General features: G+C 34.7%; 26 protein-coding genes. 15 read left to right on the top strand and 11 right to left on the bottom strand.

Annotated elements, in window-relative coordinates; translation table 11 throughout:
- Window positions 1-5: 5 nt before the first annotated feature.
- Genes ACJJVP_RS13485 through ACJJVP_RS13460 form a run of 6 tightly spaced genes read right to left on the bottom strand, consistent with a single transcriptional unit; the run spans window position 6 to window position 5,479 of the window.
- The gene (locus ACJJVP_RS13485) at window positions 6-305 is read right to left on the bottom strand and encodes a hypothetical protein (protein ID WP_405414337.1); all 300 of its coding nucleotides are present in this window, start codon (window positions 303-305) and stop codon (window positions 6-8) included.
- Window positions 302-1,540, bottom strand: coding sequence for a cation:proton antiporter (locus tag ACJJVP_RS13480; protein WP_405414336.1), 1,239 nt, complete (start codon window positions 1,538-1,540; stop codon window positions 302-304). The genes ACJJVP_RS13485 and ACJJVP_RS13480 overlap by 4 nt, the downstream gene beginning before the upstream one ends.
- A gap of 6 nt (window positions 1,541-1,546) precedes the next feature.
- Entirely contained in the window at window positions 1,547-3,538 is a 1,992-nt protein-coding gene (ligA, locus tag ACJJVP_RS13475) for an NAD-dependent DNA ligase LigA (protein ID WP_405414335.1), read from the bottom strand.
- Window positions 3,539-3,543: 5 nt separating this feature from the next.
- Window positions 3,544-4,125, bottom strand: coding sequence for a TIGR00730 family Rossman fold protein (locus ACJJVP_RS13470; protein ID WP_405414334.1), 582 nt, complete (start codon window positions 4,123-4,125; stop codon window positions 3,544-3,546).
- Complete coding sequence (gene prmC / locus ACJJVP_RS13465; RefSeq protein ID WP_405414333.1) at window positions 4,122-4,991, bottom strand: peptide chain release factor N(5)-glutamine methyltransferase; 870 nt, start codon at window positions 4,989-4,991, stop codon at window positions 4,122-4,124. The genes ACJJVP_RS13470 and prmC overlap by 4 nt, the downstream gene beginning before the upstream one ends.
- 2 nt (window positions 4,992-4,993) lie before the next feature.
- On the bottom strand, window positions 4,994-5,479 hold the full coding sequence (locus ACJJVP_RS13460; protein WP_405414331.1) for a GNAT family N-acetyltransferase: 486 nt from the start codon (window positions 5,477-5,479) through the stop codon (window positions 4,994-4,996).
- A 77-nt stretch (window positions 5,480-5,556) separates the two neighbouring features.
- On the opposite strand from ACJJVP_RS13460, the gene ribD reads away from it, so the two are divergent.
- The 4 genes from ribD to ACJJVP_RS13440 are packed head-to-tail and all read left to right on the top strand — an operon-like array spanning window position 5,557 to window position 8,764.
- Entirely contained in the window at window positions 5,557-6,663 is a 1,107-nt protein-coding gene (gene ribD / locus ACJJVP_RS13455) for a bifunctional diaminohydroxyphosphoribosylaminopyrimidine deaminase/5-amino-6-(5-phosphoribosylamino)uracil reductase RibD (protein ID WP_405414330.1), read from the top strand.
- Entirely contained in the window at window positions 6,656-7,258 is a 603-nt protein-coding gene (locus ACJJVP_RS13450; protein WP_405414329.1) for an HAD family hydrolase, read from the top strand. The genes ribD and ACJJVP_RS13450 overlap by 8 nt, the downstream gene beginning before the upstream one ends.
- Window positions 7,259-8,143, top strand: a complete 885-nt coding sequence (locus ACJJVP_RS13445; RefSeq protein ID WP_405414328.1) for an EamA family transporter — start codon at window positions 7,259-7,261, stop codon at window positions 8,141-8,143.
- A gap of 18 nt (window positions 8,144-8,161) precedes the next feature.
- Window positions 8,162-8,764, top strand: coding sequence for an IMPACT family protein (locus ACJJVP_RS13440; protein ID WP_405414327.1), 603 nt, complete (start codon window positions 8,162-8,164; stop codon window positions 8,762-8,764).
- 3 nt (window positions 8,765-8,767) lie between these two features.
- Here the strand turns inward: ACJJVP_RS13440 and ACJJVP_RS13435 are convergent, their stop codons facing one another.
- The gene (locus tag ACJJVP_RS13435; protein WP_405414325.1) at window positions 8,768-9,166 is read right to left on the bottom strand and encodes an acyl-CoA thioesterase; all 399 of its coding nucleotides are present in this window, start codon (window positions 9,164-9,166) and stop codon (window positions 8,768-8,770) included.
- 202 nt (window positions 9,167-9,368) lie between these two features.
- Between ACJJVP_RS13435 and dnaA the strand changes: the two genes are divergently transcribed.
- The 3 genes from dnaA to ACJJVP_RS13420 are packed head-to-tail and all read left to right on the top strand — an operon-like array spanning window position 9,369 to window position 11,981.
- Window positions 9,369-10,793 (top strand): chromosomal replication initiator protein DnaA, encoded by a 1,425-nt coding sequence (gene dnaA, locus ACJJVP_RS13430; protein ID WP_036154940.1) that lies wholly within the window; start codon window positions 9,369-9,371, stop codon window positions 10,791-10,793.
- A gap of 12 nt (window positions 10,794-10,805) precedes the next feature.
- Window positions 10,806-11,258: a low molecular weight protein-tyrosine-phosphatase gene (locus tag ACJJVP_RS13425; RefSeq protein ID WP_405414324.1), complete on the top strand. Its 453-nt coding sequence runs from the start codon at window positions 10,806-10,808 to the stop codon at window positions 11,256-11,258.
- The gene (locus ACJJVP_RS13420) at window positions 11,259-11,981 is read left to right on the top strand and encodes an SAM-dependent methyltransferase (RefSeq protein ID WP_405414323.1); all 723 of its coding nucleotides are present in this window, start codon (window positions 11,259-11,261) and stop codon (window positions 11,979-11,981) included.
- Window positions 11,982-12,036: 55 nt separating this feature from the next.
- On the opposite strand, the gene ACJJVP_RS13415 is transcribed toward ACJJVP_RS13420, so the two are convergent.
- The 4 genes from ACJJVP_RS13415 to dapF form a co-directional block, all read right to left on the bottom strand.
- On the bottom strand, window positions 12,037-12,666 hold the full coding sequence (locus tag ACJJVP_RS13415; RefSeq protein ID WP_405414322.1) for a hypothetical protein: 630 nt from the start codon (window positions 12,664-12,666) through the stop codon (window positions 12,037-12,039).
- 147 nt (window positions 12,667-12,813) lie between these two features.
- Entirely contained in the window at window positions 12,814-13,857 is a 1,044-nt protein-coding gene (gene mltG, locus ACJJVP_RS13410; RefSeq protein WP_405414320.1) for an endolytic transglycosylase MltG, read from the bottom strand.
- A complete protein-coding gene (locus tag ACJJVP_RS13405; protein ID WP_405414319.1) occupies window positions 13,857-14,381 on the bottom strand; it encodes a GNAT family N-acetyltransferase in 525 nt (174 codons plus the stop codon). Before ACJJVP_RS13405 ends, mltG begins: the two co-directional genes overlap by 1 nt.
- Window positions 14,375-15,151 carry a diaminopimelate epimerase gene (dapF, locus tag ACJJVP_RS13400; protein ID WP_405414317.1) on the bottom strand — a complete coding sequence of 259 codons (777 nt, stop codon included), beginning with the start codon at window positions 15,149-15,151 and terminating at the stop codon, window positions 14,375-14,377. Before dapF ends, ACJJVP_RS13405 begins: the two co-directional genes overlap by 7 nt.
- A 127-nt stretch (window positions 15,152-15,278) precedes the next feature.
- On the opposite strand from dapF, the gene ACJJVP_RS13395 reads away from it, so the two are divergent.
- From ACJJVP_RS13395 to ACJJVP_RS13360, 8 genes are all read left to right on the top strand, one after another.
- Complete coding sequence (locus ACJJVP_RS13395) at window positions 15,279-16,670, top strand: S1C family serine protease (protein ID WP_405414316.1); 1,392 nt, start codon at window positions 15,279-15,281, stop codon at window positions 16,668-16,670.
- 112 nt (window positions 16,671-16,782) lie between these two features.
- Window positions 16,783-18,231, top strand: coding sequence for a glyceraldehyde-3-phosphate dehydrogenase (locus ACJJVP_RS13390; protein ID WP_405414315.1), 1,449 nt, complete (start codon window positions 16,783-16,785; stop codon window positions 18,229-18,231).
- Window positions 18,232-18,377: 146 nt separating this feature from the next.
- On the top strand, window positions 18,378-19,001 hold the full coding sequence (locus tag ACJJVP_RS13385) for a tRNA (guanine-N1)-methyltransferase (RefSeq protein WP_405414314.1): 624 nt from the start codon (window positions 18,378-18,380) through the stop codon (window positions 18,999-19,001).
- A gap of 14 nt (window positions 19,002-19,015) precedes the next feature.
- Entirely contained in the window at window positions 19,016-19,477 is a 462-nt protein-coding gene (locus ACJJVP_RS13380; RefSeq protein ID WP_405414312.1) for a GNAT family N-acetyltransferase, read from the top strand.
- A 17-nt stretch (window positions 19,478-19,494) separates the two neighbouring features.
- Window positions 19,495-20,169, top strand: coding sequence for a tRNA (guanosine(37)-N1)-methyltransferase TrmD (trmD, locus tag ACJJVP_RS13375; RefSeq protein WP_405414310.1), 675 nt, complete (start codon window positions 19,495-19,497; stop codon window positions 20,167-20,169).
- A 135-nt stretch (window positions 20,170-20,304) separates the two neighbouring features.
- The gene (gene rplS, locus ACJJVP_RS13370) at window positions 20,305-20,655 is read left to right on the top strand and encodes a 50S ribosomal protein L19 (protein ID WP_036154956.1); all 351 of its coding nucleotides are present in this window, start codon (window positions 20,305-20,307) and stop codon (window positions 20,653-20,655) included.
- 646 nt (window positions 20,656-21,301) lie between these two features.
- Window positions 21,302-23,518 carry an NADP-dependent isocitrate dehydrogenase gene (locus tag ACJJVP_RS13365; protein ID WP_405414308.1) on the top strand — a complete coding sequence of 739 codons (2,217 nt, stop codon included), beginning with the start codon at window positions 21,302-21,304 and terminating at the stop codon, window positions 23,516-23,518.
- 189 nt (window positions 23,519-23,707) lie between these two features.
- Window positions 23,708-26,083 carry a TonB-dependent receptor gene (locus ACJJVP_RS13360; protein WP_405414307.1) on the top strand — a complete coding sequence of 792 codons (2,376 nt, stop codon included), beginning with the start codon at window positions 23,708-23,710 and terminating at the stop codon, window positions 26,081-26,083.
- Window positions 26,084-26,086 lie beyond the last annotated feature (3 nt).

Raw genomic sequence — 26,086 nt, 5'->3', positions numbered from 1 at the left:
TCAATTTAATTTTGAATAATATATTCCACAATTACCTTAAGCTCTTCGTCTAAGGTAATTGTGGGGTATTCTTTTTTTGCCAACCTGTACCAATATCCTGCATTAAAACGGTCGCCTTCTTTTCTGTGCAAATAGGCATGTAACCAACTACCTAAAGTATTATGCATATCCTGTGCTATGTTATGAGAAGCTTCCCAATCTCCCTTAGCATCATACCAAGCCGCTTTTAATCCGTCTGACCATTCTTTTGGAACAGTGGACAGTTCTAAACTTCTTTCAAATTCAACATAGGTCTTCGGTATCATTTTACAACTCTTTTAATAAGCTTCTCTACTGTTAAACCTTGTCCAATAATAGAGAATACAACAACTATATATGTGATTACTAGAAATGCATCTCTATGCATTTCATCAGATAAGCCTAATGCCAATGCTATGGAAATACCTCCACGCAAACCGCCCCAGGTCATCACCAAATTAGTTTTCGGTATAAAATCTAGTTTCTTCTCAAAGAATTTAATAGGAATTAATAGCGACAAGTATCTACAAACCAATACTAACGGAATTGCTAACAACCCAGCAATTACATATTCTGTTTTAAAAGATAGTACAAGCATTTCCATCCCTATTAAAACAAACAGTAAAGTGTTCAATAAAATATCTAACAGCTCCCAAAATTTGTCTACGTAGGTTTCTGTAGTTTCTGACATGGCTGAATTACGTACCGTGTCATTACCAACCACCAAACCTGCAGCAACCATTGCCAAAGGGGCAGACAAATGGAATTTCTGCGCTATCAATGTACCTACCATTACCGTTGCCAAGGTGATGATAACCTCTATATCATAATCATCTATAGATTTCATAAGCTTCCATGTTCCCCAACCTAACGCTAGACCTAATGCTAAACCACCTATGACCTCAACTCCAAAAAGTTCTAAAATGTCTAACGGACTAACAGCGACTTCAGTTGCAGATGCAAGCTGAAATATGGTTAAGAAAACAACTACTCCTACCCCGTCATTAAACAAAGATTCGCCCACAATTTTAGTTTCTAATTGTTTTGGCGCTCCTGCCTTCTTCAATATACCCAATACTGCAATTGGATCTGTAGGTGAGATTAAGGAACCGAACAATAGACAATAGATAAAAGAAATATCCATTCCTATCAATTGTAATAAATAATACATGCTAGTACCAACTAAAAAAGTAGACACCAGCACACCTAAGGTAGAGAACACCAATATAGGCCAACGCTGTACTTTTAATTGTTCAAAATTTGTATGAAGTGCTCCTGCGAACAATAGGAAACTTAACATAATATCTAGCAGTACAGCTTTAAAATCTATCTGGGTTATAATATATCGCTCTGCATTAATTAAAGTGTCATCAATATAACCTATTAAAAAAACTGCCAATGTAAACAGAATTGTAATCAGCATTAAGCCAATACTGTTAGGTAGTTTTAGAAAACGAGCATTTATATAGCCAAAAATTGCCGATAGAAATACTAGTACTGAAATTATTGTAAAAACGTCCATAGTTGTTTATGCTAACATGTTTATAAAATCTTGCTCACTGATAATCGGTATTTCCAACTTCTCTGCCTTGGTACGCTTACTTGGTCCCATTTTATCCCCTGCAACCAAAAAACTAGTCTTTGATGATATGGAAGAACCTACCTTACCTCCATTATCTTCTATTTTCTTCTTAAGCTCATCTCTACTTAATATCTCAAAAACACCTGATACTACAAAGGTTTTACCCGCTAAAGTATCGGTCTGGTTTTGCAATTTCTCTGCAGATATTTCTAATTGCACTCCGTAACTACGTAATCTTTCTATGGCATCTATATTTTTTTCATTTGCAAAAAAGTCTATCACACTTTGTGCTATACGATCACCTATTTCATCTACCGAAGTCAAGTGCTCTAGAGTTGCTTCTTTCAGCGCATCTATATTCTTATATGCTTTTGCCAATTTCTTTGCCACGGTCTCCCCTACAAAACGAATACCTAAAGCGAACAAAACACGCTCAAAAGGCACTTTTACCGATTCTGATACTCCTTTGACTAAATTTTCGGCGGACTTCTCTGCCATTCGCTCCAGAGGTAAAATATCTTCTTTGGTGAGTTTATACAAATCGGCATAATCGTCTATTAAACCTTCTTTAAATAGCAACTCTACAGTCTCAGCACCTAAGCCTTCAATATCCATTGCCTTTCTTGAAATAAAATGCTGAATACGACCTGTTATCTGTGGAGGACAACCATATTCATTAGGACAGTAATGTTTTGCATCGCCTTCTGTTCTAGTCAGCTCTGTTCCACATTCCGGACATTGATGTATATACTCCGTTGGAACTGAATCGGCTGGTCTTTTGGTTAAATCTACCGCTATAATTTTTGGAATAATTTCCCCTCCCTTTTCTACAAATACGGTATCGCCAACACGAATATCTAATTTTGCTATTTGATCTGCATTATGCAATGAAGCTCTTTTGACCGTTGTACCTGCCAATAAAACAGGTTCTAAATTCGCTACAGGTGTAATTGCCCCTGTACGCCCTACTTGATATGTAATTTCATTGAGGGTAGTAGATACTTGTTCCGCCTTAAACTTATATGCCATTGCCCATCTTGGAGCTTTAGAAGTAAAACCCAATTCTTCTTGATTCTGAAGACTATTTACTTTAATCACAACTCCGTCTGTTTCATATGGCAATTCATGTCTTTTCACATCCCATTCCTCTACAAAAGCCATAACTTCATCTGTAGTTTGGCAAAGCTTTGCAACGGTTGGCACTTTAAAACCCCATTCCCGGGCTTTCTCTAACATGTGAAACTGAGAATCTATATTCAAGTTTCTATCAACGATACTATATAGCAGACACTCCAACGGTCTTTCTGCAACAGCACTACTATCTTGAAGCTTTAAACTTCCTGAAGCTGTATTTCTAGGGTTCATATATGGATCTTCGCCATTTGCTACGCGCTCTTCGTTCATTTTCATGAATCCGTCAAAAGGCAAAACGATTTCTCCACGTATATCAAACTTCTCAGGGTAATCCCCCTTTAGTTGCAGTGGAACAGATTTTATCGTTTTAATATTATTGGTGACATCGTCTCCCTGAATTCCGTCTCCGCGGGTAACGGCCTTTATCAGTTTTCCTTTTTCATAGGTTATACTTATAGATGCTCCATCGTACTTTAACTCGCACGTAAAAGCCACAGGCACATCGCCTAGGTTACGCTGAATACGTTTCTCCCAATCTTCTAAATCTTCTTTGGAGTACGAATTATCTAAAGAATACATTCTGTGCTCATGAACTACGGTCGCAAAATTCTTAGTGATCATTCCACCAACCCGAAGTGAAGGTGAACTGGCATCATAGAATTCCGGGTGTTTTGCCTCCAAATCCTGTAATTCTTTCAATTTCATATCAAAATCATAATCAGAAATGGTAGGACTATCCAACACATAGTAATTATGATTATGCTCTCGTAACTCTTTTCTTAGTGCTTCTATTTTTGCTTTCATATTCCTTAAAGCTGCTCTTTATTAATCCACTTTGGTGTTGGTAACGGAATGTAATTTTCCATTTTTTCTAGTAATGAATTTATATCATCGTCCACCAAAATAGTATTTATATGTTCTTGCTTTACAAAACCTTCTTTGACCATGTCATGCATCATCTTTAAAAGGGAATCGTAAAATCCGTTTGTATTTAATATTCCTATCGGATATTGATGTAGCCCTAGCTGAGACCAGGTCAACATTTCAAAAAATTCCTCCAACGTTCCAAATCCGCCAGGTAGCATTATTATTCCGTCAGATAGATCATGCATCTTCAATTTACGTTCATGCATGTTTTGGGTAACTATTAATTCTGTCAAGCCCTCATGAACCACTTCTTTCTTTTTTAGAAATACAGGAATTACTCCTATCACCTTTCCTCCATTGTTTAATACTCCTTCAGCTACTTTACCCATGATGCCTATTTTAGCGCCACCATAAACTAATTGAATATTATTCTTCCCAAAAGTCTCTCCTAATTCTGATGCCTGTAAACCATATGCAGAATCAACACCTTCACTACTACCGCAAAAAACTACAATACTTTTCATTTTCTTATTCCTTTTATCATGCGGTCATTACCAAACATATCTTTCCGTAACTCTATAGTCTTAAAATTAGATTCTTCTAATAAACTCATCGTTTTTTTACCCAAATACTGATTAATCTCTAAATACAAACATCCGTCTTCATTTAGATGGTCAGCTGCAAAATTAACTACTGCGCTATAAAACTTTAAAGGGTCTTCATCAGGAACAAAAAGTGCCAAACCAGGCTCATGTGCTATTACATTATTCTGCATTTCTTCTTTTTCTAATTCTCGCACATATGGCGGATTAGATATAATGATATCAAACTTCTGGTCTAATTCTTTTGTTGCCGTTTCTTTATCCAGAGACAGTATATCCGCTTTGAAAAAATTTACGCTAGCACCAAGTAATCGGTTATTTTCATCTGCTACTTTTAAAGCATCCGAAGAAATATCCAACCCGAATACTTTTGCATTTATCAAATTTTTATCCAAAGAAATTGGAATACAACCACTACCTGTACCCATATCCAGAATAGTCAATGATTGTTTTACATCTTTTACATCATCCAATATCCAACGAACCAATTCTTCAGTTTCAGGTCTTGGTATCAATACATGCTCATTGACCTTAAAATCAAGGTCCATAAAATATGATGTTCCAATAATATGCTGAATAGGCTTTTCTAGTTTTAATTCGGATAAGGCTTGAAACATAATAGTCTCCTGTTCTTTATCTATAATTAACTCTGGCTGCATTGCTAAAACAAAACGTTCTAAATCAAAATAATGCTCAATTAGTAAATAGAAGAAACTATTGACCTCGTCCTTACCATAAATAGCATCTAATTCTAAATGAAATATGTTTTTAATCTCCTTTAATAACACAGTTACAATTTTTTAAGCATGAATACGGGACAAGAATAATGACCCGTATCTCCCATTCTGCCTTCTATATATTCAAAGCCCATTTTCTTGTATAATTTCTGAGCAGCTTCCATATTCGGTAATGTCTCTAGATAACAAGAATCAAAACCATATTCTTTGGCACGATTTAAACAAACGCTTATCATTTTATGCCCTAGACCCTTACCTCTAGCCTCTTTTAAAAAATACATTTTTTGAAGCTCACTTACATTACCCTCATAATTATCTAATTGAGCTATACCTGCACATCCCAAAATAGAACCATTCTCTTCTACAACAAAATAAGTTGCCTTAGGTTTCTCATAGTGTTCAAACATGTTATCTAATGAAGGGTCTTCATATGCTGTTCCCACTTTTGGAACACCCATATCCGCCAAAACTTGTCGTATAACTTTGGCTACTTGTGGGTTATCTCCCTTTCTAATTTCACGGATAATGACATTTTCCATAAGAATAAGGCAATAGGTTTTAAAGTACTATTTTTGAGGTGTGAAGATACGTGATATGCATATAATGTTAAAGTTTGATGTCCATTAATAATCTAGATACCAACAATTCAATGCCGTTAAATAGAGATGCGCTTTCTACCGATGAAACCTATATGCTTCGTTGTATACAGATAGCAAAGAACGGACTAGGCTTAACAGCACCCAACCCTATGGTAGGCGCTGCAATTGTACATGATGATAAAATTATTGGCGAAGGGTTTACTAGCGCATACGGTGGTTCTCACGCTGAGGTAAATGCAATTAACTCCGTTACTGATGTTTCGCTTTTAAAATCATCTACCATTTATGTAACCTTAGAACCTTGTTCTCATTACGGGAAAACTCCGCCTTGTGCAGATTTAATAATAAAAATGGGAATCCCTAAAGTTGTTATAGGTTTAAAGGATCCGCATGAAAAAGTAGCCGGTAAAGGAATTAAAAAATTAGAAGAAGCAGGTTGTATTGTACTAGTTGGTATTCTACAAAAAGAATGCGAGGAACATCACAAACGCTTTCTTACTTTTTTCACTAAAAGACGGCCATACTTAATTTTAAAATGGGCAGAAACCGCTGACGGATTTATTGCTCCTGAACCATTAAAACGTGGAGAAGAGAAGAAACCCTATTGGATTACTAATACCAAATCTCGACAATTAGTGCATAAATGGCGAAGTGAAGAGGCTGGTATTTTGGCAGGCACGAATACGGTCTTAGACGACAATCCGCAATTAAACTTAAGAGATTGGGACGGCAAAGCACCAATACGCATAGTATTAGATAGAAGCAAAAAAATAACAACGGATTATCATGTTTTTGACGGAAAACAAAAGACCATTGTTTGTACCGAAATAAATGACCGCGAAGATGATATTGCCGAAGTAACTTATAAAGTCTTAGATTTTAATTCTAACATACCACAACAACTTTGCAATATAATGCACGAAGATCAAATACAAAGTGTCATAATCGAAGGCGGATTACAAACACTTCAAAGTTTTATTGATGCTGGTCTTTGGGACGAAGCACGAATTTTTAAAGGAACAAACAGATTCTCTAAAGGTATTGCCGCACCGAAAATATCAGGACGCAAACTAAAACAAATTCAAATTTTAACCGACCAACTAACCATAATACGTAATGATTAAAAATATCATATTTGATTTTGGAGATATCTTCATTAATCTAGATAAGCAAGCCCCTTTATTAGAAATGGCAAAATTTGGGTTTACCGAATTGACCCCGGAATTGGATACCATTTTTAAAGAATACGAAATGGGATTAATGGAGTCTGATGAATTTGTTAATCAACTACAGGGTATTTTTACCAATGCTTCTAAAGATCAAATTAAAGACGCATGGAATTCTATTATTTTAGATTTTCCTGAAGAACGCTTAGAATTCATTGAAAAATTAAAAAAAGATAATAAATACCGATTGTTTTTATTAAGTAACACCAATGATTTACACATAGACAAAGTGAAAGAATCCATGGGATTGGAACGCTTCAACAGGTTTAAAAACTGTTTTGAGGTTTTCTACCTATCTCAAGAAATGAAAATGCGCAAACCTAATACAGATATTTATGAATTTGTCTTGAAAGAAAATGAATTAAATGCAAATGAGACGTTCTTTTTAGATGACACTAAAGAAAATACAGATGCCGCTTCTAAGCTAGGTATACATTGCTGGAATCTTCAAGTAGGTAAAGAAGATGTTCTAGAAACTTTAAGCCATCTCTAAATGATGTATTTAGCGCTTAGCATTCTTTTCTCAAGTCTAATCTTCGTTATTTTTAAATTGTATGCCAAATATCAGGTTCAAACGATATATGCCATAATTACCAATTACTTTGTTGCTTGCACTGTAGGTGTCATTTATTATAATGAGACCATACACCTAGCTGAAATACCACAGAAAAGTTGGTTTTGGGGCAGTATCGCTTTAGGTCTTCTTTTCATACTGATATTCAATTTAATGGCAGCCACCTCTCAGAAACTGGGAGTATCCGTTGCTTCGGTTGCTACAAAAATGTCTTTAACCATACCGGTATTATTCGGAGTGTTCTTCTATAAAGAATCACTTGGAGTATTAGAAATTATAGGAATCATATTAGCCTTATTAGCCGTTTACTTTACTTCATTAAAAGAAAAGAAGATCAAAGCGGAGAAATGGGCTTTTACACTACCTGTTTTGGTCTTTCTAGGTTCCGGAACTATCGATACCAGCATAAAGTATTTTCAAGATGCACATATGCCCGAAGAGGAATATGCCTTGTTCTCAGCTACTGTTTTTGCCGCTGCAGGTATATTCGGTTTATTCTTCATAGCATTTAAATCTACAAAGCAACGACTTAAAATTAATTTCAAAAATATACTTGGCGGTATTTGCTTAGGTATACCTAATTATTTTTCCATCTACTTTTTATTAAAAGCGCTACAACATCCTACATGGAACAGTGCTTCGGTTTTTACCATAAACAATGTTGCTATTGTTATGTTCTCAACTTTGCTTGGTATTTTACTTTTCAGAGAGCGCCTAACGATCAAAAATTGGTTTGGAATAGGATTGGCTATCTTTAGTATCATTCTGGTCGCTTTTGGTCAGCAACTAATGACTTTCATTTAAAATATACCGATTACTACAATGGACGCCTATAAAACAATCGCTAAACCATCTGGTCCTATTTTGTTCAAAGAGCGAAAGAGCAAGTTTTATGGCTATTGTTTTCCTGTTTCTGATGAAGAAACGATTAAAGAACATATTGAAGCTCTTAAAAAAGAATATCCCACAGCAAACCACGTATGCTATGCTTGGCAAATGGGTATTGAAAAAAAATCATATCGCGCTAATGACGATGGAGAGCCAAACAATTCTGCAGGTATGCCCATTTATGGTCAATTACAATCTTTTGATGTAACAAATACCCTAGTTGCCGTTGTACGTGTTTTTGGTGGCACAAAATTAGGAGTAGGCGGATTAATAAGTGCATACAAAGAAGCCGCTAAACTAGCGTTGGAAAATGCTAAAATAGTAACTAAGGTTTTACAGCAACAACTATCGGTAACTTTTGAATATTCAGAAATGGATATTGTAATGCGTTTGGTAAAAAAATACCAACTGAATATCGTTTCTCAAGATTTACATTTAAAATGCAAAATGATACTCTCCATCAATAAAAGTGATTTTAAAAAAACAATGAAGCTTTTAAAAGCTCATCACAAATTAGAAATAAAGGAAATTGAATAATTTTCAATACCCCAATTTATCTAAAAGTATTTGCGGACATCTAGTAGGTCTTTTACGCTCCATATCCATAAAAACCAACACGGTATTTGCCGTAGCTAATAATTCTCCTGCCTCATTCGTAATTTCATAATCAAATTCAATTCTTACAGCAGGTTTTTCATTCAAAATAACTTTAACTGTTATTAAATCATCATACAAAGCCGACTTCAAATATTTTATGGACAAACTTATTACCGGAAGCATAATTCCGCCTTCCTCCATGCTTTTGTAAGAAATACCTAACGCCCTTAACCATTCAACTCTTGCCAATTCTAAGTATTGAGCATAGTTACCATGATAGACAACCCCCATCTGGTCAGTTTCTGAGTATCTAATTCGAAAAGAAATTTGGTTTGTTCGCATTTATTTCAAGTAAAAAGTATATATTTAAAAGCTCCCCTATTGAGTAAGCGAACATGAGAAAAAAAAAGGTCAAATTCAATGACAATCGATTTTTTTTTTCAATATTTTGTTCACATATTTGCCCAAGTTGAACGAGAACCTATATTGATTTTTTATAATCACCTATAGCTCAACACTAACCATTAAAAGAGTATAATTTATTATGAGTGTTACTGCAAATTCCGTATGGAAAAACTGTTTGGTGTTTATTAAGGATAATATCCAACCGCAGGCATTCAAAACATGGTTTGAGCCCATTAAACCTATTAAACTTTCAGAAAACGCATTAAGTATTCAAGTGCCAAGTAAATTCTTTTACGAGTGGTTAGAAGAGCATTATGTTAAGCTTTTAAAAGTTGCTTTAACCAAAGAGTTAGGTGAATCTGCAAAGTTGGTTTATATCATTAGAATGGAAAACACCTATGGTAACAAAGAGCCTTTTACAGAAAAGATTCCAAGTTCCAACAGAGGTGCAATGGCCGCTCAAGAAATGGATGTCCCAATTAAATCTAAAAATCCAGAATTACGTAATCCGTTCGTAATTCCAGGTATTAGAAATATTAAAATAGAATCACAGTTAAATCCTAACTATAACTTTGACAACTTCCTAGAAGGTGACTCTAACAGATTAGCAAGATCTGCTGGGATGGCTGTTGCCAATAAACCAGGTGGCACATCTTTTAATCCGTTATTGGTTTTTGGCGGTGTAGGTCTTGGAAAAACTCACTTAGCTCATGCTATTGGTGTTGAAATAAAAGATAAATATCCCGAGCGTACTGTTTTATATATTTCCGCTGAGAAATTTACACAGCAGTATATTGAATCTGTTAAGAAAAATACCAGAAATGACTTTATTCATTTCTATCAGTTAATAGATGTATTGATTATTGATGATGTACAATTCTTATCAGGTAAATCTGGTACGCAAGATGTATTCTTCCATATTTTCAACCATTTACACCAAAATGGAAAACAAGTTATTTTAACTTCAGACAAAGCGCCTGTAGATATGCAGGATATTGAACAACGTTTACTTTCTCGTTTCAAATGGGGATTATCGGCAGAATTGCAGAGTCCTGATTACGAGACAAGAATCTCCATCTTAAAGAATAAGTTATATAGAGATGGTGTTGAAATACCTGAAGACATCATAGAATATGTTGCTAAACATATTAAAACAAATATTAGAGAATTAGAAGGTGCCATTATTTCCCTAATAGCACAGTCTACTCTAAATAAAAGAGAGGTTACTATTGAGCTTGCTCAACAGGTTGTAGAAAAGTTTGTAAAGAACACCAAACGCGAAGTATCTATTGACTACATACAAAAAGTAGTTTCTGATTACTTTGAAATGGACGTTGCCACGTTACAGTCTAAAACAAGAAAAAGACACATTGTACAGGCTAGACAATTAGCAATGTTCTTTGCCAAGAAGTTTACCAAAGCTTCATTAGCAAGTATTGGTTCGCAAATTGGAAAAAGAGATCATGCTACTGTTTTACACGCATGTAAAACTGTAGATAATCTTGCCGAAACGGACAAGCAGTTTCGCAAATACATAGATGACCTTACTAAGAAATTTTCTTAAAACTTACGTTACATGAAAGTGTTGATGGTTTGCCTGGGTAATATATGTAGGTCTCCATTAGCAGAAGGTATTCTAAAAAGTAAAGTTGACGCTACCAAAATTTACGTAGATTCGGCAGGCACCGGAGGTTACCATATTGGTAATGCTCCTGACCCAAGATCGATTAAAGTAGCCCATGAACATGGTTTGGACATAAGCTCCCAAGTTTGTAGAAAATTTACCGTTTCTGATTTTGATGCTTTTGATGTGATATATGCCATGGACAAAAGTAACTACGCCAATATCATAAGTCTAGCAAGAAATATTGATGAGGTAGAAAAAGTGAAGCTTATCTTAAATGAAATAAGTTCTTCTGATAAAGAAGTGCCAGATCCATATTATGATGCTGAAGACGGATTTGAACATGTATTTCAAATGATCGACCAAGCTTGCGATAAGATAGCCGCAAGATTACAAAGTAAATAAATGAGTGTGCAAAACGGAAAAATAGGACAAGTATATTTAATACCTACAACATTAGGCGATATGCCACCTTTAGAGGTTTTACCCATTTCAATAAAACAGACTATTGAAAAATTAGACCACTACGTGGTTGAAAATGAAAAAACCGCTCGTCGTTTTATCAAAAAAATCAACCCTAGAAAATCGCAACCAAGCTTAAAACTCTTTGTTTTAAATAAGTTTACCGAAACTGCTGAGATTCCAAGTTTTTTGAATCCGTGTTTAGAGGGTTTTGACGTTGGCATTCTTTCTGAAGCTGGTTGCCCAGGTATCGCAGATCCAGGTGCTGCAGTTGTTAAAATTGCTCATGAGAAGAATATTCAAGTCATTCCATTAGTAGGCCCTTCTTCTATTTTACTCGCATTAATGGCTAGTGGAATGAATGGTCAAAATTTTGCATTCAACGGTTACTTACCTATAGATGGTTCTGATCGAAAAAAATATATTAAAAGCCTAGAACGTAAATCAAAAGAAGATAATCAGTCACAGATTTTTATCGAAACTCCTTACCGCAACAACAAAATGCTAGAAGAGCTTATCAAAACCTTGGCTCCTAGTACCAGAATTTGTGTCGCTGCAGACATTACTTTGGCAACAGAATACATCAAAACAAAAACGGCTATAAACTGGAAAAGCGAAAATGTAGACTTACACAAAAGACCTGCTATATTTATTATTCAAGCATAAAAAAACCTTGACAAACAAATGCCAAGGTTTCCCATTTTCATATCTACTTAAACTCTTATATTCTAGGGTTTCGTTTTGCCTCAACCATAGAAACATCATAACCCGCAAACTTTTTCATATAGTTAGAAATACTGGTGCCATAACCATCTGAAATTTCCATACGTCCATGAGATCTTAAATACAACTTTACGTTACCAGGACCTGCTAAATGGGCAGCAGCCAAAATACCTGATTCAGTTACTTGAATACCATTCATTCGTACACCAACATAACGCTTAATATCTTTTCTTAAAATCCACTTATTTCGAGACGTGTTCACTTGAAATACTTTTTCTTGCAATACTGGGTTTTTCAAAAACTGATTACCGTCATAAACACCGACTAATTCTAATGTACCTAGACCGAATTGATACTTACCTAAATACCCATAAGTATTTGTAACGAAATAATTGCCTTGTGATTCTTTAAAAGCCAATGCCTCTTTGAAACCTACAAATTGACTACCAAGAAAAGGGGGAGCGATTTGATAATTTGCCAATATAGCCTCTTCTTGAGGAAATGAAACTAAAATAGATTCCTTAACTTTCAACTGCTTAGGCACTTCTACCGTAAAAGGTTTAAATCCGTAACCAGATAAAATAAAAATTGCAATAAGAGGACAACTTGCTAATATCCATCTTCTCATATCATATATTTCTTAAGACTTATAGCGACTACTATTTGCTTGCTTAAATTTCTGCCGCAAAGGTAGACCTGAAATTGTCATAGTTTAAGAAGGTTCTGTTAAAAGAATACAGATTTAGTTAACAAGTTCTAAAATTCAGATGAAAGCTTATCTATTGATTTTCTGAGCGTTAATCCATCGGATATACTGTGCTTTATTTCGGTTGTGTTGCGTTAAGTTCTCTGCAAACATGTGATAACCGAACTTTTCTACATTGGCAACAAAATAATAATAATTGTGCTTTTTCGCATTCAAAACAGCATCTATTGCCGTAATATCAGGCATCGCGATTGGTCCTGGTGGCAAACCGGCATATTTGTAAGTATTATACGGCGAATCCATTTCTAAATCTCTATATAGTACTCTTTTAATTATAGTATCAAAATTTCCCGTTTCTTTCTTAATTGCATAAATAACAGTAGGGTCCGCTTGCAGCAACATTCTTTTTTTCAATCTATTTAGATACACTCCCGCGACTGTTGGCCTCTCATCGACCTTTGCAGTTTCTTTATGCACTATTGACGCTAATGCAATTACCTGATTAGGTTTTAAACCAAGTGCATTTGCTTTCTCCTTACGTGCATCTGTCCAAAAACGATTGTACTCTTTTAACATTCTACCCCTAAATGATTCTGCCGAAGTATTCCAAAAGAACTCATAGCTATTAGGGATATACAATGATATTTTATTGGCGTCGTCAAAACCGTTTGTCTTCAAAAAATCTTTATCATTGAATGCCGCAACCAATGAAACACTATCCGCCTCGATTTGACTTGCAATTCTGCCCGCTAAATCATTGATATTTTCTTGATTGTTAAAAGAAACTTTGACCGGTAAGTTTCCACTTCGTAAGGAATTTACAATCTCATTATTGTTCATCCCCTTACCTACTCTATACCTTCCTGCCTTTATATTATCTAAATATCCTTTTCTATCTGCAGCTGACTCAAATGAATTAAAATCTTCCAATACCGGAGAAAGTCGTTCCCTTAAATCGTCAATGGTAGCATCCGTAGGTATAAAAACTATAGCCTCTTCATTATTAAAATTAGTGTTCGGAGTAAAAAAAGTTCCGTAAACGGTATAAGCAAAAATTCCGCCTCCAATTAAACCTAAGAGCACTACGCCCAGTAAAATACGCTTGATGTACATTAATAATTTATTTTTTGCAATAATACTTCATTCTTATAGGTATCCTTAAATCGTACCCAATCTTTCTTAACTCCAATTTCTTGAAATCCTAGTTTTTTGAATAAATGCAGACTAGGTGAATTCTCCTCTAAAATATTTGCGTAAATCTGCTTTAATCCTAACACATTAAACAAGTAATTACACAATAGGGTTATAGCCTCTGAACCTATTCCCTTATTTCTTTGACCCTCATCTAAAACGATTATTCCAATACCTGCCCGATTATGATTTGGATCAAAATCAAAAACATCAATTAAACCGACAGCTTTATGATCTTTTGAACATATTACCAGTCTTAACTGCTTTACATCATAAATATCTCTGTGAGCACTATCTAGATAAAGTTGCAAAACATCTTTAGAATACGGCGTAACCGTACCGCTAACCTCCCAAACTTCGGTATTATTCTCTAAACTATACAGAAAATCGAGATCACTTTGTTCTAGCGCCCTTAGATATATTTGTTCTCCTTTTAATGTTACCACGTTAGTTCTCCTTTAAACACTTGCTTCGCCTCTCCTTTTAAGAAAATATTACTATAAAAACCGTCCTCTTCTTGAAAGGTCACTTCTAAATGACCGCCTAATGCATTGACCGCAATGGTTTTATCCTTTGTATTACCTAGATGATACATACTTAATGCAACTGCAGTTACCCCTGTACCACATGACAAAGTTTCATCTTCCACTCCACGCTCATAGGTTCTTATATCAAATCCACCTGCGGTATTTGCCTCTACAAAATTGATATTACTACCCTTTTCTCCATAGATACCATATCGAATACGTGCACCTTCTTTTGCAACATCAAACGACTTTAGCTTCTTTACCATTTGTACATGGTGCGGTGAACCTGTATTCATAAAAAGGGCATTTGACTTTTCCTTTATTTCGCTTACATCTGTCATTTTAAGACTTACCACATCACCTACAATAGTTGCCTCATGAAGACCATCTACAGCGATAAAAACGGTATCCTTCTTTATGATTTCTAAAAAATGGGCAAAAGCAACAATACATCTTCCACCATTACCGCACATACTCCCTTCATTTCCATCGGCATTATAATACACCATTCTAAAATCTGTAGTCTCATCATTCTCCAACAAAATAAGTCCATCAGAACCCACACCGAATCTTCTATGGCAAATTTTAGCTATTAATTTATTATCTTCTTTCGGAAAATGACCGTTACGATTATCAATCATCACAAAATCATTACCCGTACCTTGATATTTATAAAATATATTTTCCATGTTATAATAAAGTTTCAAAGATAGCATATAATTACGTTTTGCCTGGTAGTTAAAAAGTAGTTAAACGCTTATGCAATAGTATAAAAACAAGTAATTTTGTGCAGAATACGTTAAATTATTAATGAATATGAAAAGAATTGCAAGTCTCTTATTTGTATCTATTTTTGCCGGTGCAATAACATTAGGCGCTTACAAACTATTTTTCGAAAAAGAAAATTTCACCATTATTAGCCAAGAGAACAATAGTGGTATTGTAAATGCAAGCTACACCCCCACTTCTGCCAGAGGTGCCGGTATTAATGAAGTTGATTTCACCAATGCAGCCGAAAACACGGTAAACGCGGTAGTTCATGTTAAAAATATTACCATTAGTAAAGCACCTACCACTATATTTGATGTGTTTTATGGAAATAGCGGAAAAGCTGTGCCTCAAGTAGGTACAGGATCGGGAGTTATTATTTCATCAGATGGTTATATTGTTACTAACAATCATGTAATTAATAGGGCAACACAATTACAGGTTACCTTAAACAACAACAGAACCTATAATGCCGAATTAATCGGAACCGACCCCAATTCTGATATTGCTTTGATAAAAATTGAATCAGACGAGAAGTTACCTTACTTGGCCTTTGGCGACTCTGATCAAACAAAAATCGGTGAGTGGGTTTTAGCTGTTGGCAATCCTTTCAACCTAACCTCTACTGTTACTGCTGGTATTGTAAGCGCCAAAGCCCGTAACCTTGGAAAAAACCAATCTTTCATACAAACTGATGCAGCAGTAAACCCAGGTAATTCGGGCGGTGCACTAGTAAATACCAATGGAGATTTAGTAGGAATAAATACAGCAATTACATCACAGACGGGCTCTTATGTAGGATACTCATTTGCAGTACCAAGTAATATTGCAAAAAAGGTAGTTCAAGACATTTTAGAATATGGTAATGTTCAGAAAGGGTTTATGGGAATAAGTCCTGCCCCAGTGAACACTAGAGATGCTATTGAAAAAGGAATCAATAATATAGATGGTGTATTTATAGAATTAGTAGAAGAAGAATCTGCAGCACAAGAAGCGGGAATTGTTGTCGGTGATATCATTAAAAAAGTGGACGAAATAGATGTACATAAATATCCAGACTTAACCGGATACCTTTCTTCAAAAAGACCGGGCGATACCTTAGCTTTTGTTATTGATAGGGATAAAGAATTACTGACACTGCCATTAATATTAAAAGAAAGACAGAAATTGGTGGTACCCGAAATGGGCTTAGAAGTTAAAAACCTTACTGAGCACGATAAGAAAGTTTACAAGACAACATCGGGTGTAAAAATCACCGGCGTACCTGAAAGATATAGAGGTTATGGTTTATCTGAAAAAGTAATCATTAAAGTAGACGATCATGAGATAGGAAATATTGACGATGCCTACACTGCCTTTGGTAGTATTTCTAAATATGGAAAAACAGTCATTACCATGGTAGGATCTAATGGAGAAAGAGATCGACTTATTTTTCAATAAAAACCCAAACAATACAGCCTTCGTAAAATCGAAGGCTTTTTTTAAAAAATAATTTATTTAAGGGACTTAATTTCTCTAGTTTTGTGCGAATTCTAAAACCAATCAACTTATTATGGCTCCACAAACCACATTTGAAAAAGAGCTAGCATTTCAAGCCGACCGTAGAAAGGCTACTACGGAATTTATCAAAATCGTAAGTGATTTATGGTATGATAAATCTATTGAAATTGTTCTTTTCAAGAATCAGGTTATTGACAAAAACGTAAGTGATATTATTCATCTACATGAATATGCTGGCGAATTTGTTCAAAAACCGATATCTATTTTTGATTCAGTTGAAATTCTGCGCTCCATAGCTGATTTGTTATTACCACCATCAAAGCTTGATATAGGTAAATTAACTTATGAATATCATTCAGACAGTAATATTTTAAACAATGTTAAATCTTTTGTAATCCAAAAATTACAGTCTGCACAAGATTTTAAAAGTATAGAACCAAAAGATGTTGTGCTATACGGATTTGGAAGAATTGGTAGGTTGGTCGCTAGAGAATTAATGTCTAAAACCGGTAAAGGAAATCAATTACGCTTAAGAGCAATAGTAGTAAGAGGTAAACCTAGTATAGAAAACCTAGAAAAAAGAGCAAGCCTTTTAAGAGTAGACTCAGTACATGGAATTTTTAATGGCACCGTTAAAGTAGACTATAATAATCTTAAACTTATAATTAACGGCACCACGGTACATGTTATTTATGCCAACATGCCCGAAGAAATAGATTATTCTACGTATGGTATTAAAGAAGCATTAGTTATTGACAATACTGGGGCGTTTAGAACCAAAGAACAATTAGAAAGACACCTTCAAGCAACAGGTGCAGGTAGAGTATTATTAACCGCACCAGGGAAAGGTGTTGCAAATATTGTTCATGGCGTAAACCATCTAGAATACGACCCAGATGAAACCGAAATTTTTTCGGCGGCATCTTGCACAACAAATGCAATTACTCCAATTTTAAAAGTTATCGAAGAAACACTTGGTATTGAAAAAGGTCATTTAGAAACTATACATGCCTATACTAACGACCAAAATCTGGTTGACAATATGCACGGTAAATACCGTAGAGGACGTGCTGCGGCACTAAACATGGTCATAACCGAAACAGGAGCCGGTCAAGCTGTCACAAAAGCATTACCTTCACTGAAAGATAAGTTAACATCTAATGCCATTCGCGTACCGGTACCAAATGGCTCTTTGGCTATTTTAAATCTTGACGTAAATCAAAAAACGTCTTTAGATGGGATTAATTCAATGATTAAAAAATATGCACTTGAGGGAGATTTGGTCGAACAAATTAAATATTCATTAGATAAAGAATTGGTGTCCTCAGACATCATGGGCACCTCTGCTCCTTCTATTTACGACAGTATGGCTACAATTGTATCTAAGACAGGTAAAAATATCATACTTTATATCTGGTATGATAATGAATATGGATATTCACATCAAGTAATTCGTTTAGCAAAATACATCGCCAAAGTTCGCCGTTTCACTTATTATTAAAAGTCTGTTTGCAAAACATCTATTTGGCAAAATGCAACGTAATTAAATAAACGCATTTAACCTTTATACTTTTTTTTTATAATTCGATATTTATAAAGTACTTTAGTCAACTCTAAATTATTCAAATTAACCTAAGAATCTATTACATGAAGTTCTATAGAATACTATTATTACTGGCATTTCTTTTAGCGAGTAACCTACAATTTGCACAAGACACTGATGAAGAGGATGATAAATTATCATTGGATGAAGGACCAATTAGTAGTCAATTCGATTATGTTGCTAAACGTTCAGGTAATTATAGAGCAGATGGTATTAGATATGAAGTAGTAAAAGAAACCAATCTTTTTAAAATCAGAAAAAATGTATTGGACTCTATTGCAGCTATGAACAAAAAAACAGGCGAACTTAAATCAACAATAGCCGAGCATGAAACAACTATTACTTCTCTAAATAACAAATTAGAGGAAACCACAACTAATTTAACCAATGTGACCGAAGAAAAAGATAGCATGTCTTTCTTAGGTCTACCTGTCTCAAAAGGAACATATAACTTTGTTCTTTGGACAATTATCGGAGCTTTGTTTCTAACCTTAGGATTATTTATTTATAGGTTTAGAAATAGCAATATATTGACTCAAGAGGCAAAACAAAATCTTTCTGAACTCGAGGTAGAATATGAAGACCATAGAAGAAGGGCTTTAGAAAGAGAGCAAAAAATAAGTAGACAACTACAAGATGAAATAAATAAGCAGAAAAAAACGAAATAACTAAAAGCTCCTTAATGGAGCTTTTTTTTGATATGATACAGATAAAAAGAATTACAATAGCAGAGATTAATGACATCTTACCCCTTTTCGATAGTTATAGGGTATTCTACAAAATGGAATCTGATATTGATGCAGCAACCAAGTTTTTAAAAAGTAGAATTACAAAAGAGGAATCCATCATATTTGCAGCATACGAAAACAATAAAGCCGTAGGTTTTGCACAATTATATTATACTTTCTCTTCTGTAAGTTTACAAGAATCCCTCATTTTAAATGATTTGTTTGTTCATGCGGATTATAGAGGAAAATCTTTTGGTGAACAATTACTTTTAAAAGCGCAAGAATTTTGCAAAGAGAATAGCTATAAAGGACTAGCATTAGAAACAGCTATTGATAATCCTGCGCAAAAATTATATGAGAAATTAGGATGGGAAAAAGATTACCATGCTTTTCATTACTTTTGGCAGGTTAAATGATGATGCAAGTTTAAAAGATGCGAATAGATATTATTACCGTATTACCTGAATTACTTACCAGCCCATTTGAAGCCTCTATTTTAAAAAGAGCCATTGATAAAGGATTGGTTGAAGTCCACTTTCATAATATTAGAGATTACACCTCTACTAAATACCGTAATGTTGATGACTATCAATTTGGCGGCGGCGCAGGTATGGTTTTAATGATAGAACCAATAGACAAGTGTATTACCGAATTGAAGTCGCAACGAGAATATAATGAAGTTATCTACATGACGCCAGATGGCGCTACTTTAAATCAAAAAATGGCAAATACACTTTCCATGGTAGAGAACATTATAATTCTTTGCGGACATTACAAAGGTGTTGACCAACGTGTTAGAGATGCCTTTATCACTAAAGAAATATCCATAGGAGATTATGTACTTTCCGGCGGAGAATTAGGTGCCGCAGTACTTTGCGATTCGATTATAAGGCTACTACCAGGTGTATTGAACGATGAAACTTCTGCGTTAACAGATACTTTTCAAGATAATCTTTTAGCTCCGCCAGTATATACACGACCTGCAGAATACAAAGGTATGAATGTACCAGATATTCTATTGAGTGGCAATTTCGGAAAAATTGAAGAATGGCGTGAAAATAAGGCATACGAGCGTACCGAAAAACTACGACCGGACTTACTTGAGTAGCCAATTTTTAATATTAAAGAAAAACCATATAAATACTTGTGGGTTTTAATTTAAATATTATTTTTGCACCCTGTTAGAACAACCTCTGACGATAATCGTGAATGTTGCTTTAATTTAATTCCAATTAAATAGACAATGGAATCATTAATAAAATTTGTACAAGACGAGTTCGTAGCTAAAAAAGATTTTCCAAAATTCTCTGCTGGTGATACAATCACAGTATACTACGAAATTAAGGAAGGTGAAAAAACAAGAACTCAGTTCTTTAAAGGAGTTGTAATACAACGTAGAGGTTCTGGTTCAACAGAAACTTTTACTATCCGTAAAATGTCAGGTACAGTAGGTGTTGAGCGTATCTTCCCTGTAAACTTACCAGCATTACAAAAAATTGAAGTTAATAAACGTGGTAAAGTACGTAGATCTAGAATTTACTATTTCCGTGAATTAACTGGTAAGAAAGCTAGAATTAAAGAGGTAAGAGGATAAACTTCTCTCCATTATAATATTAAGCACTGTTTCATTTTTTGAGACGGTGCTTTTTTTATGAACAAAAGTGAATAACCCCTGTTCATAAAGTGTTGATTAATAAATATTTATAAATTTTACATTTGAATTGTAATTTTTTTGTAAATTGTAGTGTAATCGAGAAATTGGAGTGACGAAAAAACCAATTTTAAAATTACTACGAAGTTTACGTTCTTACGTATTGCTGTTCTACTTAAACATTTAATTAATATTGAATGGAGTAATTTTTAAGACTATAAGCTGTCGCTTATAGCACTTAAAATGAATTGAATTATAGAAAAACTATATACTAGGTTTCTATTTTACAATAAAGACGGCAAAAAAGAAATGATGTGTAGATGTCAGGTTACGTACCTGAGAATCGAAAAACAGTTCAAACGTTGAATTAGTGAAGCGGATGCAATCAAGGGTTGCCGTTTTAATGAGATATTAAAACAAAATGTTCGTAAGCTATTTCTAAAAAGCCATATCATTGTATGCGTACATTGATATGGCTTTTGTTATTTAACAAATCTTCTTCTTCAGGCTGAAATATTAAGACCACTCCCCGCTTTCAAACTTTTAGAAAATCGTATATTTGTTGCGCTTAAATTAAAACAAACCGCAAATGTCCAAAATTTTTTACACAAAAACAGACGAAGCACCAGCACTGGCAACAGAGTCTTTTTTACCAATAGTAAAAGCTTTCACTAAATCATCAGGAATTGAAATTGAAACTAAAGACATTTCTTTAGCTGGTAGAATAGCTGCTACTTTTCCCGAGTTTTTAACGAAAGAACAACAGGTTTCCAATGATTTGGAAGAATTGGGCAACATGGCTAAACAGCCAGAGGCAAATATTATCAAATTACCGAATATAAGTGCTTCGGTACCACAATTGAACGAAGCAATAAAAGAATTACAATCTAAAGGTTACAAATTACCAAACTACCCAGACGAGCCTAAGAATGATGTCGAAAAAGAAATTAAGGCTAAATACGATAAAATAAAAGGTAGTGCAGTAAACCCTGTATTACGTGAAGGTAACTCTGATCGTAGAGCCCCTAGAGCTGTAAAAAATTACGCAAAACAAAATCCGCACAGTATGGGTGCTTGGAGCTCAAGCTCTAAAACACATGTTGCTACGATGGGAGAAGGCGATTTTCAAGCCAATGAAAAGTCTTTGACATTGAACGACGCTACATCTGTGCAAATAAAATTAGTTTCCGAAGGTTCTGAAACCATCTTAAAAGATGATTTAGCATTACTTAAAGGTGAAATTATCGACGCTACGGTAATGAGTAAAACTGCTTTGTTAGATTTTTTAAAGAAAGAAATTAAAGATGCTAAAGACGAAGGAGTGCTTTTCTCTGTGCACTTGAAAGCAACCATGATGAAAGTTTCTGACCCAATTATTTTCGGGCATGTAGTTGAAACATTTTTAAAAGCTGTTTTTGAGAAATATGAAGATACTTTCGATAAATTAGGTATTAGCCCAAATGATGGTCTAGCTAGTTTGTATCAGAAAATCGAAAAACTTCCTGCAAGTGAAAAAGATGCCATTAAAAAAGATTTAGACGAAGCCTTCACAAACGGTCCAGAGTTGGCAATGGTAAATTCAGACAAGGGAATTACAAACCTTCACGTACCAAGTGATATTATTATCGATGCCTCTATGCCTGCAATGATTAGAAATTCTGGTCAAATGTGGAATGTAGAAGGTAAAGCTCAAGACACGAAAGCTGTTATTCCAGACAGTAGTTACGCTGGTATTTACTCCGCAACTATAGATTTCTGTAAAGAACACGGTGCTTTCGACCCTACGACTATGGGTACTGTACCAAATGTTGGTCTTATGGCTCAAAAAGCTGAAGAATACGGCTCTCATGATAAAACTTTTGAAATAAAGCAAAACGGAACTGTTCAAGTTGTTGATGTTGCTACCGGTAATGTACTAATTGAGCATAGTGTAAACAGTGGCGATATTTGGCGCATGTGTCAAGTAAAGGACGCACCTATTCTTGACTGGGTAAAATTAGCAGTTTCTAGAGCTAAAGCAGCGAATGTTCCTGCTATTTTCTGGTTAGACGAAAATAGAGCCCATGATGCCGAATTAATTAAAAAAGTAAAATCGTATCTAGCAAAAGAAGATACCAAAGGTTTAGATATTCAAATAATGTCGCCAATTAAGGCTACCGAATTCACTTTAAAAAGAATGAAAGCTGGTCAAGATACTATTTCTGTATCTGGTAATGTATTACGTGATTACTTAACGGACCTTTTTCCTATCTTAGAAGTGGGTACGAGTGCTAAAATGTTGTCTATCGTTCCTCTAATGAACGGTGGTGGACTTTTTGAAACAGGTGCCGGTGGTTCTGCACCAAAACACGTAGAACAATTCTTAGAAGAAGGTCACCTTAGATGGGATTCTCTTGGTGAATTCTTGGCATTAGGTGTTTCTTTAGAGTTCTTTGGTGAGAAAAATAATAATGCTGCTGCAAAAGTTTTAGGTGACACCTTAGATAGCGCCACCGAGAAATTCTTATTAAATGATAAATCACCTTCGAGAAAGGTCAAAGAAATAGATACTAGAGGTAGTCATTTCTTTTTGGCTAAATATTGGGCAGAAGCTTTATCTCTGCAAGATGATAATGCTGAATTAAAATCGATATTTTCAAAAGTTAGTTCTGAAATAAACGATAATGAATCTCAAATACTTTCTGAATTAATCGATGCTCAAGGATCTAAACAAGATGTAGGCGGTTATTACAAACCAAATCCTATTTTAGTTGAAAAAGCAATGAGACCAAGTACAACTTTAAATGGAATTTTAAATTCCATTTAAGCTCATAAATTTATTTATTAAATACCCTCAATTTAATTGAGGGTATTTTTTTTGAAAAAAATTACGACAATACAGATTAACAAACTAGATACATTAAATAAAGCCAATTCACTTTTCATTCGGTTTAGATTATCTACTAGTTTTGTTTTAGGAGTATTCTATTTCTAAGTATTTTTACAAAAAAAATTGATGAAGGAATATTTTCTATTTATTCTTATCTCACTACTATTTCTCTCATTTTCATCGTGGGGTCAACAAAAATATACTTTAAGTGGCTCTATTACAGAATTGAGTAGTAACGAAACACTTATAGGAGTTACCGTTGCGATACCAGAATTAAGTACCGGTGTAACCACAAACGAATACGGATTTTACTCTATAACCTTACCCAAAGGCACTTATACTATTTTAATTAGTTATTTAGGTTTTGAAGATATTATTAAAGAAATAAAATTAACCGAAAATAGGCGAATAGATTATTCTCTTAACGAAGAAACAGAACAATTAGAGGAAGTAGTGGTTACCGAAAACGTGGAAAAGATGGATATTAGGAAGCCACAAATGAGCGTTAACACACTTTCTGTGGGCACCATAAAGAAAATACCGGTAATTCTTGGCGAGGCTGATGTCATCAAATCCATATTATTACTGCCCGGTGTTACAAATGCTGGTGAAGGTGCTTCAGGATTTAATGTACGTGGTGGCGCAGCTGATCAAAACCTTATTCTTTTAGATGAAGCTATCATCTTTAACTCATCACACTTGTTTGGCTTCTTTTCAGTTTTTAATCCCGATGCCATTAAAGATGTAAAACTTTACAAAGGTGGTATTCCCGCTCGTTATGGCGGTAGAGTATCTTCGGTTTTAGATATTTTTCAAAAAGAAGGTAATAGTAAAGAGTATAAAATGAACGGTGGTATTGGAGCCGTGGCTAGCAGACTGCTTATTGAAGGTCCAATAAAGAAAGACAAAGCTGCCTTTCTAATTGGCGGTAGAGCATCATACGCCCATCTTTTTTTACCTCTATTCGATGTAGACAATACTGCATATTTCTATGATTTAAATGCCAAATTAAATTATAGATTGAACGAAAAAAATAATGTTTTCCTATCCGGATATTTTGGTCGAGATGTCTTTGGCATCAGTGACAATTTTGTAAATACCTACGGAAATTCTGTTGGCAACTTTAGATGGAACCATCTGTTTTCCGATAAACTATTCTCTAATTTATCATTGATTTATTCCGATTACTATTACGGTTTAAAACTGGATTTTGTAGGATTTAATTGGAATTCCGGTATACAGAACATTAATATTAAATACGACCTAAAACACTATGCTACAGATAGGTTGCAAATGAACTACGGGGTCAATAACGTATACTACGGATTTAATCCTGGTAAAATTGAACCTAGTAATTCTGATTCAGGAATTATAGAAGAGCAATTGATTCAAAAATATGCTAATGAATTTGCTGCCTATGTCGATATAGAACACAGAGTTACAAATAACCTAAGTCTTGGTTATGGACTGCGCTTCAGCAACTTTACTAGGTTAGGACAAGAAGAACTCAATGTATATACCGATAATAACCCAGTTGATTTTGACACCGAATTATTAATTTACACAGAGGCTGAACCAATTGGAGTTACCAACCCAGAAAGAAGTTCTACCATTTCGACTTTTAATAATTTTGAACCAAGGGCATCTTTATCATACACTTTAAATAAAACTAGTTCCATAAAGGCAAGCTATACTAGATTAGCACAATACCTACACTTACTATCAAATACCAGCTCACCTACTCCTTTAGATGTATGGACACCGAGCGGACCTTTTACTAAACCACAACTATTAGATCAATATGCCTTCGGATATTTTAAAAATATAAAAGACGGGGATTACTCGTTTGAAACAGAAATTTTCTATAAAGATGTGCAAAATAGAATTGATTATATCGACGGTGCCAATTTAATTGCCAATAACGCCATCGAACAGGTTATACTAAACGGAGAAGCCCGTGCTTATGGGCTTGAGTTCTTATTGCGTAAAAATGAAGGAAAACTTCAAGGGTGGCTGGCATATACCTTATCGAAATCTGAACAACGTACCCCAGGTCGAACTAATCTAGAAACAGGAATTAATTTTGGCAATTGGTACAATACTCCATATGATAAACCCCATGATATTTCTATATTTATAAGTTATGACCTAAATGAGAAATGGAGTTTTAGCAGTAATTTCACTTATCAAACAGGACAACCGACCAACTACCCAATCGGTCAATTTGAATTTGAAGGTTTGACCGTACCTTATTATGGTCTTCGAAACGCAGAAAGATTACCTGCCTATAATCGATTAGATTTATCCGCAACCTTAACTCCAAAAAAGAATAAAAATAGAAAGTTGAAAGGTGAATGGGTATTTAGCCTTTACAACGCGTATAACAGAAGAAATGCAGCATCTATCAGTTTTAGAAAAAATGATGATACTGGTATAAACGAAGCGGTTAGAACCTCTATTTTTGGAGTTGTACCCGCTGTTACCTACAACTTTAAATTATAAAGC

Source organism: Maribacter sp. Asnod1-A12, from assembly GCF_045063735.1.
Taxonomy (GTDB): Bacteria; Bacteroidota; Bacteroidia; order Flavobacteriales; family Flavobacteriaceae; genus Maribacter.
This window is presented reverse-complemented; position numbering and strand designations above follow the sequence as displayed.